This is a genomic window from Thioalkalivibrio versutus, assembly GCF_001020955.1.
Lineage (GTDB): Bacteria > Pseudomonadota > Gammaproteobacteria > Ectothiorhodospirales > Ectothiorhodospiraceae > Thioalkalivibrio > Thioalkalivibrio versutus.
The window spans coordinates 399,144-413,810 of record NZ_CP011367.1; the positions used below are offsets into that span (position 1 = coordinate 399,144).

General features: G+C 68.0%; 18 protein-coding genes. 8 read left to right on the top strand and 10 right to left on the bottom strand.

Translation table 11 applies throughout. The annotated features are described in order from the left end of the window. The 10 genes from hpf to TVD_RS01920 form a co-directional block, all read right to left on the bottom strand. Nucleotides 1-339: a ribosome hibernation-promoting factor, HPF/YfiA family gene (gene hpf / locus TVD_RS01875; RefSeq protein WP_018144530.1), complete on the bottom strand. Its 339-nt coding sequence runs from the start codon at nucleotides 337-339 to the stop codon at nucleotides 1-3. A gap of 16 nt (nucleotides 340-355) precedes the next feature. Further along, a complete protein-coding gene (locus TVD_RS01880; protein ID WP_018938208.1) occupies nucleotides 356-1,840 on the bottom strand; it encodes an RNA polymerase factor sigma-54 in 1,485 nt (494 codons plus the stop codon). A gap of 88 nt (nucleotides 1,841-1,928) precedes the next feature. Further along, nucleotides 1,929-2,699, bottom strand: coding sequence for an LPS export ABC transporter ATP-binding protein (gene lptB / locus TVD_RS01885; protein WP_019571650.1), 771 nt, complete (start codon nucleotides 2,697-2,699; stop codon nucleotides 1,929-1,931). Then, nucleotides 2,696-3,235 (bottom strand): lipopolysaccharide transport periplasmic protein LptA, encoded by a 540-nt coding sequence (gene lptA / locus TVD_RS01890; RefSeq protein WP_018168275.1) that lies wholly within the window; start codon nucleotides 3,233-3,235, stop codon nucleotides 2,696-2,698. Before lptA ends, lptB begins: the two co-directional genes overlap by 4 nt. Then, nucleotides 3,216-3,755 carry an LPS export ABC transporter periplasmic protein LptC gene (gene lptC / locus TVD_RS01895; protein ID WP_018938207.1) on the bottom strand — a complete coding sequence of 180 codons (540 nt, stop codon included), beginning with the start codon at nucleotides 3,753-3,755 and terminating at the stop codon, nucleotides 3,216-3,218. The genes lptA and lptC overlap by 20 nt, the downstream gene beginning before the upstream one ends. A 38-nt stretch (nucleotides 3,756-3,793) precedes the next feature. After that, nucleotides 3,794-4,333, bottom strand: coding sequence for a KdsC family phosphatase (locus TVD_RS01900; protein ID WP_047250670.1), 540 nt, complete (start codon nucleotides 4,331-4,333; stop codon nucleotides 3,794-3,796). Continuing rightward, on the bottom strand, nucleotides 4,333-5,310 hold the full coding sequence (locus TVD_RS01905) for a KpsF/GutQ family sugar-phosphate isomerase (protein WP_018144524.1): 978 nt from the start codon (nucleotides 5,308-5,310) through the stop codon (nucleotides 4,333-4,335). The genes TVD_RS01900 and TVD_RS01905 overlap by 1 nt, the downstream gene beginning before the upstream one ends. Then, a complete protein-coding gene (locus TVD_RS01910) occupies nucleotides 5,307-6,284 on the bottom strand; it encodes a calcium/sodium antiporter (protein WP_047250671.1) in 978 nt (325 codons plus the stop codon). The genes TVD_RS01905 and TVD_RS01910 overlap by 4 nt, the downstream gene beginning before the upstream one ends. Nucleotides 6,285-6,340: 56 nt before the next feature. Further along, nucleotides 6,341-7,273: an NAD-dependent epimerase/dehydratase family protein gene (locus tag TVD_RS01915; protein WP_047250672.1), complete on the bottom strand. Its 933-nt coding sequence runs from the start codon at nucleotides 7,271-7,273 to the stop codon at nucleotides 6,341-6,343. Nucleotides 7,274-7,284: 11 nt separating this feature from the next. Next, nucleotides 7,285-8,385: an LLM class flavin-dependent oxidoreductase gene (locus TVD_RS01920; RefSeq protein ID WP_047250673.1), complete on the bottom strand. Its 1,101-nt coding sequence runs from the start codon at nucleotides 8,383-8,385 to the stop codon at nucleotides 7,285-7,287. A 78-nt stretch (nucleotides 8,386-8,463) separates the two neighbouring features. Here TVD_RS01920 and TVD_RS01925 point away from each other — a divergent pair, with 78 nt between their 5' ends. From TVD_RS01925 to hisG, 8 genes are all read left to right on the top strand, one after another. Further along, the gene (locus tag TVD_RS01925; RefSeq protein WP_047250674.1) at nucleotides 8,464-9,126 is read left to right on the top strand and encodes a hypothetical protein; all 663 of its coding nucleotides are present in this window, start codon (nucleotides 8,464-8,466) and stop codon (nucleotides 9,124-9,126) included. Between the two features lie 381 nt (nucleotides 9,127-9,507). Beyond that, complete coding sequence (locus TVD_RS01930) at nucleotides 9,508-10,341, top strand: ABC transporter ATP-binding protein (protein ID WP_026313092.1); 834 nt, start codon at nucleotides 9,508-9,510, stop codon at nucleotides 10,339-10,341. Then, nucleotides 10,334-11,116, top strand: coding sequence for a lipid asymmetry maintenance ABC transporter permease subunit MlaE (mlaE, locus tag TVD_RS01935; RefSeq protein WP_018144518.1), 783 nt, complete (start codon nucleotides 10,334-10,336; stop codon nucleotides 11,114-11,116). Before TVD_RS01930 ends, mlaE begins: the two co-directional genes overlap by 8 nt. Nucleotides 11,117-11,149: 33 nt before the next feature. Continuing rightward, nucleotides 11,150-11,608, top strand: coding sequence for an outer membrane lipid asymmetry maintenance protein MlaD (gene mlaD / locus TVD_RS01940; protein WP_018144517.1), 459 nt, complete (start codon nucleotides 11,150-11,152; stop codon nucleotides 11,606-11,608). Nucleotides 11,609-11,633: 25 nt separating this feature from the next. Continuing rightward, on the top strand, nucleotides 11,634-12,302 hold the full coding sequence (locus TVD_RS01945; RefSeq protein WP_047250675.1) for an MlaC/ttg2D family ABC transporter substrate-binding protein: 669 nt from the start codon (nucleotides 11,634-11,636) through the stop codon (nucleotides 12,300-12,302). Continuing rightward, nucleotides 12,299-12,616: an STAS domain-containing protein gene (locus TVD_RS01950; protein ID WP_047250676.1), complete on the top strand. Its 318-nt coding sequence runs from the start codon at nucleotides 12,299-12,301 to the stop codon at nucleotides 12,614-12,616. Before TVD_RS01945 ends, TVD_RS01950 begins: the two co-directional genes overlap by 4 nt. Before the next feature lie 101 nt (nucleotides 12,617-12,717). Continuing rightward, on the top strand, nucleotides 12,718-13,977 hold the full coding sequence (gene murA / locus TVD_RS01955; RefSeq protein WP_018144514.1) for a UDP-N-acetylglucosamine 1-carboxyvinyltransferase: 1,260 nt from the start codon (nucleotides 12,718-12,720) through the stop codon (nucleotides 13,975-13,977). Nucleotides 13,978-14,015: 38 nt separating this feature from the next. Then, the gene (gene hisG / locus TVD_RS01960; protein WP_047250677.1) at nucleotides 14,016-14,666 is read left to right on the top strand and encodes an ATP phosphoribosyltransferase; all 651 of its coding nucleotides are present in this window, start codon (nucleotides 14,016-14,018) and stop codon (nucleotides 14,664-14,666) included. The last annotated feature ends 1 nt before the right edge of the window (nucleotide 14,667 follow it).

The window sequence follows — 14,667 nt, forward strand, 5'->3', positions numbered from 1 at the left end:
TCAGGAGGCCTGCTCGCGGTTGCGCTGGGCACCTTCGGCGCGGTGGTGGTCCTTGACCTTTTCCTTGTGCTTGATCAGCTGACGGTCGACTTTGTCGATCAGCGCGTCGATCGCGGCATACATGTCCTCGTGAGAGGCCTCGGCGTGGATGTGATTGCCGCTGACCTGGAGATTGGCTTCGGCCTGGTTGTGCTGATTCCGGGTCTTCTCGTGGGTCAGCACGACGTGGACGTCGATGACCTTGTCGAAGTGGCGCTCCAGCTTCGCGAACTTCTCGTTGACGTAGTCGCGCAGGGCGTCGGTGATGTCCACGTGGTGGCCGGTCAGGTTGATCTGCATGGTCAGGACTCCTTGGTTACTTGCTGCCGGTGGGCATCGAGGCCATCTGCCGGCGTTCGCTGGATGAAGGGATGTGCATCGCCTCGCGGTACTTGGCCACGGTGCGGCGCGCTACGTTGATGCCCCGGTCCGACAGGACCTGGGCGAGCCGGGCATCGCTGAGCGGCTTGTTCGGGGGTTCGTCGCCAATCAATTCGCGAATCATGGCACGGATGGCGGTGGCGGAACACTCGCCGCCATCGTTCGTGCCGACATGGCTGGAGAAGAAATACTTGAACTCGAAGACCCCGCGCGGGGTGTGCATGTATTTCTGCGTGGTAACCCGCGAGATGGTCGATTCGTGCATCTCCAGGGTCTCGGCAATGTCGCGCAGGATCAATGGCTGCATCGCGACGTCGCCATGCTCGAGAAAGCCCTGCTGGCGGTGGACGATCGCCTCGGCGACCCGCAGCAGGGTGTCGTTGCGGCTGTGCAGGCTCTTCAGGAACCAGCGTGCCTCCTGCAGCTGATCGCGCATAAAGGCGCTGTCGCGGGCATCCGAGACCTGGCGCACCATGCCGGCGTAGAGGTCGTTGATGCGGATACGCGGTGCGATCTCCGGATTCAGCTCCACGCGCCAGCCCTCGGCGCTATGGCGCACGTAGACATCCGGGACCACGTATTCCGAGGTGGCGGAGCTGATCTGTGCGCCGGGGCGCGGGTTCAGGGTGCGGATCAGGTCCAGTGCGCGGGCCAGTTCGTCCGGGTCGCGTACGCCGGACTGGCGCTGCAGGGCCTTGTAGTCGCGCTTGCCCAGGCTGTCCATGCCGTGTTCCAGGATCGCCCGTGCGGCCTCGCGGGCCGGGGCATCCGGGGCCAGTTCGCGTAGCTGGATCTCCAGGCACTCCCGCAGGTTGCGCGCGCCGACCCCCAGCGGGTCGCACTGCTGAATCCAGTGGAGCACTGCCTCGACTTCGTCGACGCCGACGGTTTCATCCTCGCCTCGGCTGATGGTCTCGGCCAGGGTTTCCAGGTCACCCTCGAGATAGCCGTCGGGGCTGATGGCGTCGATCAGGGCCGCCCCGATGCGCTGGTCGCGCGGTGTCAGATGGCTCAGATGCAGCTGCCACAGCAGGTGATCCTGCAGGCCCTCACCGTCGTCGTCGCTGGTGTTTTCCAGCGGGTCGCGGTCATCCACGCCCTTGTTGGGCGTCGGGGCCGGCTCGTAGATGTCGTCCCAGCGGCTGTCGGTCGTCAGTTCCTCGGGGATCACGTCGTCGCTGGTAGTGGTGGCCTCCATGCGATCGCCTTCCACCAGCTCGCCGTCCTGGTTCAGGCGCTCGGTGTCGGCCTCGGCATCTTCGTCCTCGACCTGTTCGAGCATGGGGTTGCTCTCCAGCGCCTGCTGGATCTCCACCTGGAGCTCGAGCGTGGACAGCTGCAACAGGCGGATCGCCTGCTGCAGTTGCGGGGTCATGGTCAGCGTCTGACCCAGCTGCAGATTCAGGCCGGGTTTCAGCATCGGGTATGCGGGGCGAGGGTGGGCATTGATGGAATCTTAAAGCCTGCCTTGTGGTTTGTGCACCGACCGGGCCGCATATGGGGCGCTTTCACAGGCGGAAGTTCTCGCCGAGATAGACCCGGCGCACCTGGGGATCGGCCAGCAGCTCGTCCGGTGTCCCGGCGGCCAGCAGGCGGCCTTCGCTTAGAATATAGGCCCTGTGGCAGATGCCGAGGGTCTCGCGCACGTTGTGATCGGAGATCAGTACGCCGATGCCGCGCTGGGCGAGATGCCGAATCACGTCCTGGATGTCGCCGACCGAGATCGGATCCACCCCCGCGAAGGGCTCGTCCAGACAGATGAAGCGCGGATCCCCGGCGAGGGCGCGGGCGATCTCGGCCCGGCGACGCTCCCCACCGGACAGCGCGATGCCCGGGCTGTGGCGCACGGTCTCGAGCTGGAACTCCTCGATCAGCGCATCGCCAATGCGCCGGCGCTCGTGGCGATCGAGTCCGGGGCGCAGCTCGAGCACGGCCTGGAGGTTGTCCCACACGCTCAGGCGGCGAAAGATCGAGGCCTCCTGCGGCAGGTAGCCGAGGCCGGCGCGCGCGCGCACGTGGATGGGGGCGCGGGTGATGTCGCGCTCGCCCAGGGTGATGCGCCCGGCATTGGGGCGGATCAGCCCGACCAGGCTGTAGAAGCAGGTGGTCTTGCCGGCCCCGTTCGGGCCCAGCAGGCCGACCACCTCGCCGGGCGCGAGGTCGACGTCCACCTGGTCCAGCACCGTGCGCTGGCCGTAGCGCTTGGTCAGCTCGCGTCCGATCAGGCGGTCGTTGGTTTGTGCCGGTGTGGCGGATGGGCTGGGGGCGGTGGCGTTCATTCGTCGTCGCGCGGCTGGATGGTGATGCGCACGCGCTCGCTGTCGCCTTCGCCGCGTTCGGCCTCGATCACGTCGGTCGTCAGGTCGTAGGTGATGCGCTTGCCGCGCGCCTCCTCGCTGGTGGTGATCACATGGGCCTGGTCGGTGAGGATCATGCGGTCTTCGTTCAGCAGGTAGTCGATGCGCAGGGCGGTGGCAATGCGCATCTCTCCGGTTTCCGGATCGGGTGATTCCAGGCGTGCCGGCTCGCCGTGGGCCTCCATTTCGTAGGGGCGGCGATCGCGGGTGCGCACGTAGACCTTGTCGGCCTCCAGGGTCATGTCGCCGCGGATCACGATCACGTCGCCGGTGTAGGTCCCCAGCCCCTGGCGTTCGTCCATCTCCGCGCGGTCGGCAGTGATCTCCACCGGCAGCGCCGGGCCCGAGCCCTGCTGGGCGAACGCGGGCGTGGCCAGGAGCACGAGCAGCAGGAGCGCCGCCACGCGGGCACCCGGTTGGCCCGGACGGTGGCGAAGGCTATGGGGATTCGGGGTCATGCGCGGGATCCTCCTCGCTCGTCTCGCTGTAGAGCGAGTACACGTCATGGAACAACTCTATGGTATCCCCTCGCGAGTCCACGCGCAGACCGGTGCCGCGCTGGAACAGGCCCGGCTGGTTCAGGGTGGAAAGGGCATCCGAAGTGGCGACCATGGTGTCGGTGGCGACGCGAACATCCCGCGAATCGATGAGGGTCTCCACGCGTTCGCCGCGGGGCGGCTGTACGCCGTGGGTGGGGCCCACCAGGTCCAGGGTCGCGGCGGCTGGTTGATGCAGGGCGGCCGGGGCGGTCCAGCGCCATTCGATACCGCCCTCGGCGAACAGGTCGAGGTCCGGGTCGTCCACCCACTGGGGGCCGTCACGGCCGAACTCGCGCAGGCGGGTGCCGCGCAGACGATGGCTCAGTTCGCCGTCGTCGCCGGTGGCATGCAGGGTGAAGCCGTCAATCTGCAGCGTGACCTCGCCCTCGGGCGGGCTTACCTCGGCCTGCGCCAGGGGCGCGGACGCGAATGCGAGCACGGCCAGGGCCCATCCGACTTGGCGGCGAGTCCTTTGGCTCATCCGTTCAGGTAGGTCTCGAACAGCGCGTCGAGCCGGCCCTGCGCGGCCAGCAGGCCTTCGCAGGTCTCGCGCACGGCCCCGCGCCCGCCATGGGCCTCGGTCACCCACTGGGCATGCTGGCGCACTAGCGGGTGGGCGTCACCGACCGCGATCCCGAGCCCGACCCGCTGCATCGCTGGTAGATCCACGATGTCGTCGCCCATGAAGGCCGCTTCGGCGGGGTCGTGACCGGTGCGTTGCAGCAGTTCGTGCAGGGCCTCGCCCTTGTCGCGGCGGCCCTGGATCAGATGCTCCACGCCCAGGTCGCGCATGCGGTGCTCGACGACCCCGGAGGTGCGCCCGGTCAGGATGGCGATCTCGATCCCGCCGTCCAGGGCCAGACGGATACCGTGGCCGTCGCGGCTGTTGAACGCCTTGTACTGCTCGCCGCCGTCGCCGAGGAACAGGCTGCCGTCGGTCAGCACGCCGTCCACGTCCAGGATCAGCAGGCGCACGGCCTGCTGGTGGGTGCGCAGAGTGGTGGCATCCAGGTTCATCAGGCCACCCCGGCGCGCAGCAGGTCGTGCATGTTGATCACGCCCACCAGGCGGTTTTCGGCGTCGGTGACGGGCAGGGCGTTGATGCGCCGGCTCTCCATGGCCTCCAGGGCCTCCACCGCCAGCCAGTCGGGCTGCGCGGTGTGGCCGCCGGTGGTCATGGCCTCGCCGATGGTCAGGCCGTCCAGGCTGTGCCCGGCATCCAGGGTGCGGCGCAGGTCGCCATCGGTGAACACGCCCTGGATCTCGTCGTCGGCGCCGGCTACGATCACCAGCCCCAGGCCCTTGCGGGTGATCTCGAACAGGGCGTCCTTGAGCGGGGCCTCCGGGGTGATGCGCGGGATCGCATCATCGGTGTGCATGATATCGGCGACATGCACCAGCAGGCGTCGACCGAGGCGGCCGCCGGGGTGCGAGCGGGCAAAGTCGTTGGCGGTAAAGCCGCGTGCGTCCAGCACCGCGACGGCTAGGGCATCGCCCATCGCCAGCGCCGCGGTGGTGCTGGAGGTGGGAGCCAGGCCCAGCGGGCAGGCCTCGCGCTCGACGCTGACATCCAGGTGTACGGTGGCATCCGCACCGAGGCGCGAGCCGGGGTTGCCGGTCATGGCGATCAGCGGCACGCCCAGGCGCCGGATCAGCGGCAGGATGGTAATGATCTCGTCGGTCTCGCCGGAGTTCGACAGCGCGATGACTACGTCCTCGCGGGTAATCATGCCGAGATCGCCGTGGCTGGCCTCGCCCGGATGCACGAAGAAGGCCGGTGTGCCGGTGGAGGCCAGGGTCGCGGCCAGCTTGCTGCCGATGTGCCCAGACTTGCCCATGCCGGTGACGATCACGCGGCCCTTGCACGCGAGGATGCAGCGGCAGGCCTCGAGGAAGCGGTCGTCGATGCGCTGGGCGAGGTTGCGTACGGCCTCGGCCTCGTCATTGAGGACGGCCAGGGCGAGGTTGCGGGTCGTTTCGGGGTTGAAGTTCATGCGGTTGCCGTGATTCCCAAATGGACAAGGTAGCTTGCGAAGGCGATGAGGAGAAGGGCGCCCTGCCAGCGCCGGATCTGTCCGCGGCGGCCCAGCGCGATCAGGAACAGCGCCACGGTCAATGCCAGCATCACCGGATAGTCGCGCGTCAGCACATCGGCGTCGATTGCCAGCGGCGCGATCAGGGCCGGAACGGCCAGTACCGCGAGCAGGTTGAACAGATTGGAGCCGACCACATTCCCGATCGCCAGCCCGGCCTCGCGGCGGAAGGCGGCGACCACCGAGGTCGCCAGCTCCGGCAGGCTGGTGCCCACCGCGACAATGGTCAGCCCGATGACCAGGTCGCTGACCCCCAGTTGTTCGGCGATCTCGACGGCCCCCCAGACCAGGGCCTGGCTGCTCGCCAGCAGGAGCAGTAGCCCGAACACGAGCCAGGCGATCGCGGGCCTCAGTCGGTCGCCCTCCGGGATCGTTTCGACCATGCCGCGTACGACCGTGGGAGTGTCCTCACTCGGGGCCTGCTGCGCACGGCGGGCGGTCAAGGCCAGCCAGACCGTGAATGCCACCAGGCCGCCGAGCAGGACGCTGCCCTCTGGTCGGCCCAGTTCGCCGTTTATCAGCAAGAGCAGGACGCCGAAGCTGACCAGCAGCAGGATCGGCAGTTCGCGCCGAACCATGCCGCGCCCGATCGCCAGTGGCGCGACGACGGCCGCGGCCCCCAGCACCAGCGCGATGTTGGCGATGTTCGAGCCGATGGCATTGCCCACCGCCAGCCCCGGGTTGCCCTGCAGGCTGGCGAGGACCGAGACCACGATCTCCGGTGCCGAGGTCCCGAAGGCGACGATGGTCAGGCCGATGATCAGCGGGCTTACGCCCAGGCCGCGGGCCAGGGCCGAGGCGCCGAACACGAAGCGGTCGGCACTCCAGGTCAGCAGGATCAGGCCGCCGATGATGGCGACAACGGGTAGCACCATGGACAGTCGGGTCCGGGAGGGTCAGGTCCGGGATTGTAGCCGATTGGGTAGTGGTTTCAGCAGCGCAGGCGTTCCAGGCACCCGGCGGTGGTCACCTGCGGTGTCCAGCCGAGCTGCTCGCGGGCGCGGGTGCAGTCCAGTACCAGCGGGCCGTCCAGCCCGCGGACCCAGCCGGGGTCCCCGGCGCGGGCGGTCAGGCGCCAGGCCAGCGGGTGCAGGGTGCGGATCAGCCGCAGTGGCACCGGGATCCCCCAGCGCCGCTGGTGGCGCGCCATCGCCCGTAGCGACCAGGCAGGTTCGGCCCCCAGGTTGAAGATCCCCGCGGTGCGAGTTGTGATGCTGCGTACGATCGCGGCGGCGGCATCGTCCTCCCACAGGATCTGCACTGGCTGTTCGCCTCCGGCGGGATACAGCCGCCCGCGGGCGATCTGCAGCAACAGCGGGTGGGCGTTCGGGCCGACGATCGCGGGCGGGCGCAGGAGGGTCACCTGGCACTCGGGGTGTTCCCGGGCGAGCGCGAGTAGGGCCTGCTCCACGGCGACCTTGTCTTCGGCATAGGGGAAGCGCGGCCGGGTGGGATGGTCCTCACGGAGCGGCTGCGGGCTGTCCGGCCAGGGGCCGTAGACCGCCGCGCTGGACAGAAACACGATGTGGCGTACACCGGCGGTCACCGCCGCGTGGAACACTTGCTGGCTCAGGGCGACATTCTGCTGGCGGACCCAGGTGCGGTCATGCCGGCGGCGGCCCCCGTGACCGCCCATCAACTGAAAGGCCAGGTGCACCAGGGTGTCCACCCCGGCCAGGTCGTCCGGCTGGAGCTGTGCCAGGTCGAGTACCCGGGCCTCGATAACGGTTCCGTTTTCGGGGGGAGGCAGCGCTGGCGCGGCCCGGTCCAGGGCGAGGATGTGTTCAATCGTCGGCTCGTGTGCCAGGGCGGGCAGCAGGACTTGCCCCAGGCGCCCGGCGGCGCCGGTCACGGCGACGTGCATCCGTGTTTCGCTCAGGTCGCGGTGTGGGCGATGGTGGCCGGGGCGGGGTCGGCAAACGCGGGTATGACTTCTTCCGCGAAGCAGTCCATGGACTCCTCGGCCAGCGCATGCGGAACGGCCCCGGCGCCGAAGGCGAGCAGCACCTGATCGACCCCGGCCGCGCGCAGGCCCTCGATGCGTTCACGACACTCGGCGGGGGTGCCGACGAGCGTCATGCCCAGCATGTCGAGGACCTTCAGGTTGATCCCGGCCTTGACCAGATGGCGGAAGCGGCCGAGCGAGCGGTAATAGTCGTAGCCCTCGATCAGGCGTTCCAGCACCGGCAGGGTCTGCTGGAACATGTGGCGATAGAACCACTCGAAGGCCGGCTTGGCCTCGCGTCGCGCGCGCTTGCCGTCCGGCAGGCACAGAACCCCAAGCGTCATGCCGACCCGGGGCGGGTGGGCGACGTCCGTGCGTGTCGCGTCCCAGGCCTCGTGGTACAGCCGGATGTCCTCGCGGATCATCTGCCAGGGCTTGAATGGCCCGGCCAGCGCGCCGATACCCTGCTGCGCCGCCCAGGTGAAGGACTCCGGGCTGACCGCGGCGGTCCAGATCGGCGGGTGCGGGGCCTGTACCGGGCGCGGCATCACGGGCACGTCGTCCAGGTGATGGAACGGCCCGTCCTGGGTGATGCGGCCGGTGGCGAAGGCCTGGCGCAGCGCATCCAGCCCGGCATCGACCCGCGCGCGGGACTCGCTCATCTCGGCCCCGAATGTGGCATATTCGCGCGGCGAGAAGCCGCGCCCGATGCCCAGATCCAGTCGCCCGCCGGAGAGCTGGTCGAGCATGCCGACGCGTTGCGCCACCCGCAGGGGGTGGTGGTAGGGCAGGGGGACCACGCCCAGCCCCAGGCGCAGGCGTTTGGTGCGCTGACTGGCCGCGGCCAGCACCAGGTCCGGCGCGGTGGAGTGGGAAAACTCCGGCATCAGGTGGTGCTCCACCAGCCAGGCGGTGCCGAAGCCGAGACGATCGGCGCGCTCCCACAGGCGCAGGGTGTTCTCCAGCACCTCCGCTTCGGAGGTCTGCAGGAAGTCCGGTACCGAGAGCTCTTGGAACAGGTCGAAACGCATGGCGCCAACTGTGCCGCGCGCTCGCAGGTGATACAAGCAATCCGCGCAAAGATGCGGTTACGCCGTGGAGGTTGGGGCATGTCGCAGGATCACGAGGCACTGGTATTGCAGGCGGCCGGGGTTGCGGCTCCGGGCGAGGACTGGTGGGACGACTTCTTCCCCGAGGACCTGCCGCAGGACTGGCAGCTGGAGTACTACACCCATTACCACAGCCGTTTGTTGCTGCCTGCCCCGGTGTGGACCGAGGCCGGGGCGCCGGCCTTTGGCGACTGGGCCGAGGCCGTGCCCCCCGCGCTGCGGCTGACACTGGACTGGCCGGTGGAGCTGGGCCTCGAGACGGGTGCGACGCGGGCGCGCGCGCTGGCCGAGGCTGTCGGCGACGGCCTGCAGGCGGTGGCGCCGGGGCCGATGGGGCCGGCGCAGGTGCAGGCGATCCGCGCGGCACTGGAGGCGGCCGGACTGGGGCGCCTGATGGTGTACGGCGCCGGCGAGGAGCGGGTGCTCGCGCGCGCCGAGGCGGCCTGGTTTCATCCCGCCCCGGCGCCGAAATCGGCGGCGCTTGCCGGGGGCGGGGCCTGGCAGGTCAGCCCCGAGGCAGGGCTGGATGCGCCGGGCTGGCGCGCGCTGGTGGAGGCCCTCGGGCAGGCCGGCGGCAGCGGCGAGATCCCGGTGTTCCTGCGCGCGCGTCCGGAGCGGCTGTCGGATTTCCGCACTATCGCCGCATTGCTGGGATTGGGATGAGCACCGCACCCGCCCGTTTGACGGTCTCCCGGCCTGCGCCCAGACTTCGGGGTTCTGTGGGCCTAAGGAAACACTGATTGATGTACACACTCGCGTTGGTACCCCAGGTTTTCCGAGCCCAGGCGCGGCGCGCAGCCGGTAGTTGTTCTACCGGCCCGTTTTTGACCGATTCGGGCCGCAACGCAGGATCGGGGAACCTGGGGTGCCAACCCCGAAGGGGCTCGGCCGCCCGTTGTCATCAAAAACGGGCGTGCGCACGGCGTTGCGGCTCCCTTGTGCAGAATGACTGCACGGCGGTCACCGCGCCTTGTTCGCACGCAAAAGCGACTCGAGCGCGAGCGTGTACATTAATCCGTGTTTCCTTAAGGGCGAGGAGCGCGCGTGGCTGACCCGGCAGTGGAAGACAGTCCGCATATCGTGATCGAGAACCTGTGCTTCCGGCGCGGGCGCAAAATGATTTTCGATGACCTGTCGATGCGCATCCCGCGCGGGCAGGTGACGACCGTGATGGGCCCCAGCGGCAGTGGCAAGACCACGCTGCTGCGCCTGGTCGGCGGTCAGTTGCGTCCGGACAAGGGCCGCATCTGGGTGGATGGCCAGGAGGTGGCGAGGCTCTCCACCCGGCGGCTGTACGCGCTGCGCAAGCGCATGGGCATGCTGTTCCAGAGTGGCGCGCTGCTGACGGATCTCTCGGTATTCGAGAACGTCGCCTTCCCGCTGCGCGAGCACACGGATCTGCCGGAGGACGTGCTGCACGCGCTGGTGCTGCTGAAGCTGGAGGCGGTGGGCCTGCGCGCGGCGCGCGACCTGGACCCGGCCACCCTGTCCGGTGGCATGGCGCGGCGCGTCGCGCTGGCGCGGGCCATTGCGCTGGACCCGGACCTGATCCTGTACGACGAGCCGTTCACCGGGCTCGATCCGATCACCATGGGCCAGATCGTCAGCCTGATCCGCCGGACCAATCAAAGCCTGGGGCTCACCAGCGTGCTGGTCTCGCATGACGTGACCGAAGCGATGGCGATCTCCGATCAAGTGGTGCTGATCGCCGATGGCCGGGTAGTGGATGCCGGGCCGCCGGACGAACTGGAGGCGCGCGCCTCCGACTGGAGCGCGCAGTTCCTGCAGGGTCGCCCGGACGGGCCGGTGCCGTTTCATTACCCGGGCGCGTCCTACCGCGATGACCTGCTGGGGCAGGGGGAGCGCCGCGATGACTGATTCGATTGCCGCGCTGGGTCGGACCACGATCAATGCCCTGACGGTGTTCGGTCGGGCGTTCATCTTCCTGATCCGGATGCTGGCGAGCCTGGATATCGTCTTTCGCCGCTTCGGCCTGACACTTGTTCAGGTGTATTCGGTGGGCGTGCGCTCGCTGCTGATCATCGTCGTGTCCGGGCTGTTTGTCGGCATGGTGCTGGCGTACCAGGGCTACATCACGCTGGTGAACTTCGGCGCGGCCGAGGCCCTGGGCGGGGTGGTTGCGCTGTCGCTGGTACGCGAACTTGGGCCGGTGGTCACCGCGCTGCTGTTCGCCGGGCGCGCCGGCTCCGCGCTGACCGCGGAACTGGGGCTGATGAAGACGACCGAACAGCTCTCGGCGATGGAGATGATGGCGGTGAACCCCTATCGCCGGATCTTCGCGCCACGCTTTGTGGCCGGGTTTCTCTCCATGCCGCTGCTGGCCGCGATCTTCAGCGCCGTGGGCGTGATGGGCGGCTACCTCGTCGGGGTGGGGCTGCTGGGCGTGGACAGCGGCGCCTATTTCTCGCAGATGCAGTCGGTGACCGACTGGAACGAGGATGTGCTCTCCGGCGTGATCAAGAGCATCGTGTTCGGCTTCGTGGTGACCTGGATCGCGGTGTTCCAGGGCTTCAATGCGCAGCCGACGTCCGAGGGCATCTCGCGCGCCACGACCCAGACGGTGGTGGTGTCGTCGCTCGCGGTGCTGGGCCTCGATTTCATCCTGACCGGGCTGATGTTCGGCGCGGGCTGACCAAACAGTGTTTACCCAGGACAGGTGGCAATAATGAAGGTACGTTTCTTCGAACTGGCGGTCGGTGTCTTCGTGCTCCTGGGTATCGGGGCGCTGTTCTACCTGGCGGTCCAGGTCAGCAACGTGACCGACTACCACGACCGTGACACCTATACGGTGAGCGGATACTTCGACAACATCGGGGGTCTCAAGACGCGTGCCCCGGTCACGGTGTCGGGTGTGCGCATCGGGCGAGTGGCGGATATCCGTTACGATCCGGAACGCTTTCGCGCCGAGGTGACCCTGGCGATCCGCTCGGAGCACGACTACCTGCCGATGGACACCCAGGCCGCCATCCACACCGCGGGGCTGCTGGGTGAACAGTACATCGCGCTGGAGCCGGGTGGTGACTACGACACCCTGCAGGAAGGCGACGAGCTGATGTTCACCCAGTCGGCACTGGTGCTGGAGAACCTCATCGGTCGCTTCATGACCAACATGGGTAGTGACTGATCTACCCAAACCGGGAGCAAGAGACATGAAATGGTTGCATGAACGAATCCTGATCCTGCCGCTGGCGCTGCTGGTCCTGATCCTGGCGGCTCCCGCCCAGGCCGAAGAAAACCCCGCCGAGCTCATCAAGCAGTCGATCGACGCGGTCTACGAGAAGCTGCGGGCAAACGAGGCGCGTGCGCAGGAAGATCCTGACTTCGTGATCGGCGTGATCGAGGAGGAGATCCTGCCCGGCGTGGATATCAACGGGATGGCCCGTCTGGTCCTGGCACGTCACTGGCGCGATGCCAGCAGCGAGCAGCAAGACCGCTTCGCCGAGGCCTTCAAGAACACGCTGCTGCAGGCCTACGGGGTGCAACTGGCCGATCATCTGGACAAGGACGTGCGCGTCATCGAGCGGCGCTCGCGCCAGGACGAGCGCATGGCCGTGGTCGCCACCGAGGTGGTGATGGGCTCCGGCCAGTCGAACATCCAGGTCAACTACCGTCTGCGTCCGGTGAACGGCGAATGGAAGGTCTTCGACGTCGAGGCCGAGGGGCTCAGCTTCGTCGGCAACTTCCGCACTCGTTTTAACGAGGAGATCAACCGCGATGGGCTGGAGGCGCTGATCGAGCGCCTGGAAGATGGCGACGAGGCGCTGATCGAGGATGCCGTGGGCGACGTGACCCCCGACAACGGGGCCGGGGACCGGTGAGCGACGCACAGATCCGGGCGGATGAAGGCGGTCTGGTCGTCAGCGGGCCACTGACCTTCGCGACGGTGGCCGGGCTGGAGGCACGGGCCCGCGGCCTGGCGGCGCAACTCCCCGAGCACGCCCGGGTGAACCTTGCCCAGGCGGGGCGTATCGACAGCGCCGGCGTGGCGTTCCTGGTCATCCTCTGGCGTCGCGCCCGCGAACAGGGCCGCACCCTGGTCTTCGAGCCCCTCCCCGAGGGGTTGCGCCCGTTACTGGAGTTGTACGACCTGGAGTCGATTATCACCGACTCCGCCGCCCGTTCCGTCGCCTGAGTCGTGCCGGCGGCGGGCGAACGGGCGAGCCCGGCGCGGATTCGTTATCATGGCGCGTTTCGCCGAACCACGGTCGGTTCGGCGGTCAATCCGGGCATCCCATGGACAAACTGATCATTACCGGAGGTCGCCGACTCGAGGGTCAGGTCTGGATCTCCGGGGCCAAGAACGCCGTGTTGCCGATCCTGTCCGCCACCTTGCTGGCGGACGGGCCGATGACCATTGGCAACGTCCCGCATCTGCAGGACGTGACCACCACCATGGAGCTGCTCGGCCGCATGGGCGTCAGCCTTACGGTTAACGAGCGCATGCGCATCGAGGTCGACCCGACCACGCTGACCCAGTGCGTCGCCCCGTACGATCTGGTAAAGACCATGCGCGCCTCCATCCTGGTGCTGGGGCCGCTGCTGGCCCGCTTCGGCGAGGCCGAGGTCTCCCTGCCGGGCGGCTGCGCCATCGGTTCGCGCCCGGTGAACCTGCACCTGCGGGGTCTTGAGGCCCTGGGGGCCGAGATCGAGGTGGAAGGCGGCTACATCCACGCTCGCGCGGACCGCCTGAAGGGCGCGCGCGTGGTCTTCGACCAGGTGACGGTAACCGGTACCGAGAACCTGTTGATGGCCGCCACCCTGGCCGAGGGCGAGACCCTGATCGAGAATGCCGCGCGCGAGCCAGAGGTCATCGATCTGGCGGACTGCCTGACCGCGATGGGCGCGAAGATCCAGGGTGCCGGCACCGACACCATTCGCGTGCAGGGCGTGGAGCGCCTGCACGGCTGCGAATACGACGTGATGCCGGACCGCATCGAGACCGGCACCTTCCTGGTCGCCGCCGCGGTCACCCGTGGGCGCGTGCGCTGCCGCAATACCCGCCCGGAGCTGCTGGACGCGGTGCTGGCCAAGCTGGTCGAGGCCGGCGCTCGCATCGAGACCGGGCCGGATTGGATCGAGCTGGATATGGAGGGCCGGCGTCCGAAGGCGGTGAACCTGCGCACCGCGCCGTTCCCGGCCTTCCCGACCGACATGCAGGCGCAGATGATGGTGCTGAACACCGTGGCCGAGGGCACCGGATCGGTAGTCGAGACGGTGTTCGAGAATCGCTTCATGCACGCGCTGGAACTGCAGCGCATGGGCGCGCACATTACCATCGAGGGCAATACCGCGATCGTCGAGGGCGTGGAAAAACTGGTCGGTGCGCCGGTGATGGCGACTGACCTGCGTGCCTCGGCGAGCCTGATCATCGCCGGCCTGGTGGCCGAGGGCGAGACCGAGGTGGACCGCATCTACCACATCGATCGCGGCTACGAATGCATCGAGGAAAAACTGAGCCAGATCGGCGCGACCATTCGTCGCGAGCCGGTCTGAAGCTGCGACTCACACGGAACCGGACGAACGCCTGACCCATGATGGATCCCAACGCCCTGACCATCGCCCTGTCCAAGGGCCGCATCCTCAAGGACACCCTGCCGCTGCTTTCCAGCGCCGGGATCGAGCTGCTGGAGGATCCGGACGAGACGCGCAAGCTGATCCTCGACACCAACCGCGAGGACGTGAAGATCGTGGTGGTGCGCGCGACCGACGTGCCCACCTACGTGCAGCACGGCGCGGCGTCCATCGGCGTGGCCGGCAAGGACGTGCTGATGGAGCACGGCGCGGCCGGGCTGTACGAACCGCTGGATCTGCATATCGCTGAGTGTCGGCTGATGCTGGCGGGGCGCCCGGGTCAGCAACCGGACCCGCAGCAGCGCCTGCGTATTGCCACCAAATTCGTGAATATCACGCAGAACTACTTCGCCCAGCAGGGTCGCCAGGTCGATATCATCAAGCTCTACGGCTCGATGGAACTGGCGCCGCTGGTGGGTCTGGCTGACTACATCGTCGACCTCGTGGACACTGGCAATACCCTCAAGGCCAATGGCCTGGAGCCGCTGGAGCTGATTACCCCCATTAGCTCCCGGTTGATCGTGAACCAGGCAGCCATGAAGATGCGACATAGAACCATTCAAAATCTTGTCGAGGGCCTGCGGGAGGCCGTCACCCCCGCGACGACGTAAT

Coding starts and splice junctions, on each gene's coding strand:
- hpf (WP_018144530.1), bottom strand. CDS start 339: ATGCAGATCAACCTGACCGGCCACCACGTGGACATCACCGACGCCCTG.
- hisG (WP_047250677.1), top strand. CDS start 14,016: ATGATGGATCCCAACGCCCTGACCATCGCCCTGTCCAAGGGCCGCATC.
- TVD_RS01945 (WP_047250675.1), top strand. CDS start 11,634: ATGAAATGGTTGCATGAACGAATCCTGATCCTGCCGCTGGCGCTGCTG.
- TVD_RS01910 (WP_047250671.1), bottom strand. CDS start 6,284: ATGGTGCTACCCGTTGTCGCCATCATCGGCGGCCTGATCCTGCTGACC.
- mlaD (WP_018144517.1), top strand. CDS start 11,150: ATGAAGGTACGTTTCTTCGAACTGGCGGTCGGTGTCTTCGTGCTCCTG.
- TVD_RS01925 (WP_047250674.1), top strand. CDS start 8,464: ATGTCGCAGGATCACGAGGCACTGGTATTGCAGGCGGCCGGGGTTGCG.
- murA (WP_018144514.1), top strand. CDS start 12,718: ATGGACAAACTGATCATTACCGGAGGTCGCCGACTCGAGGGTCAGGTC.
- TVD_RS01905 (WP_018144524.1), bottom strand. CDS start 5,310: ATGAACTTCAACCCCGAAACGACCCGCAACCTCGCCCTGGCCGTCCTC.
- mlaE (WP_018144518.1), top strand. CDS start 10,334: ATGACTGATTCGATTGCCGCGCTGGGTCGGACCACGATCAATGCCCTG.
- TVD_RS01920 (WP_047250673.1), bottom strand. CDS start 8,385: ATGCGTTTCGACCTGTTCCAAGAGCTCTCGGTACCGGACTTCCTGCAG.
- TVD_RS01900 (WP_047250670.1), bottom strand. CDS start 4,333: ATGAACCTGGATGCCACCACTCTGCGCACCCACCAGCAGGCCGTGCGC.
- lptA (WP_018168275.1), bottom strand. CDS start 3,235: ATGACCCCGAATCCCCATAGCCTTCGCCACCGTCCGGGCCAACCGGGT.
- TVD_RS01880 (WP_018938208.1), bottom strand. CDS start 1,840: ATGCTGAAACCCGGCCTGAATCTGCAGCTGGGTCAGACGCTGACCATG.
- lptB (WP_019571650.1), bottom strand. CDS start 2,699: ATGAACGCCACCGCCCCCAGCCCATCCGCCACACCGGCACAAACCAAC.
- TVD_RS01915 (WP_047250672.1), bottom strand. CDS start 7,273: ATGCACGTCGCCGTGACCGGCGCCGCCGGGCGCCTGGGGCAAGTCCTG.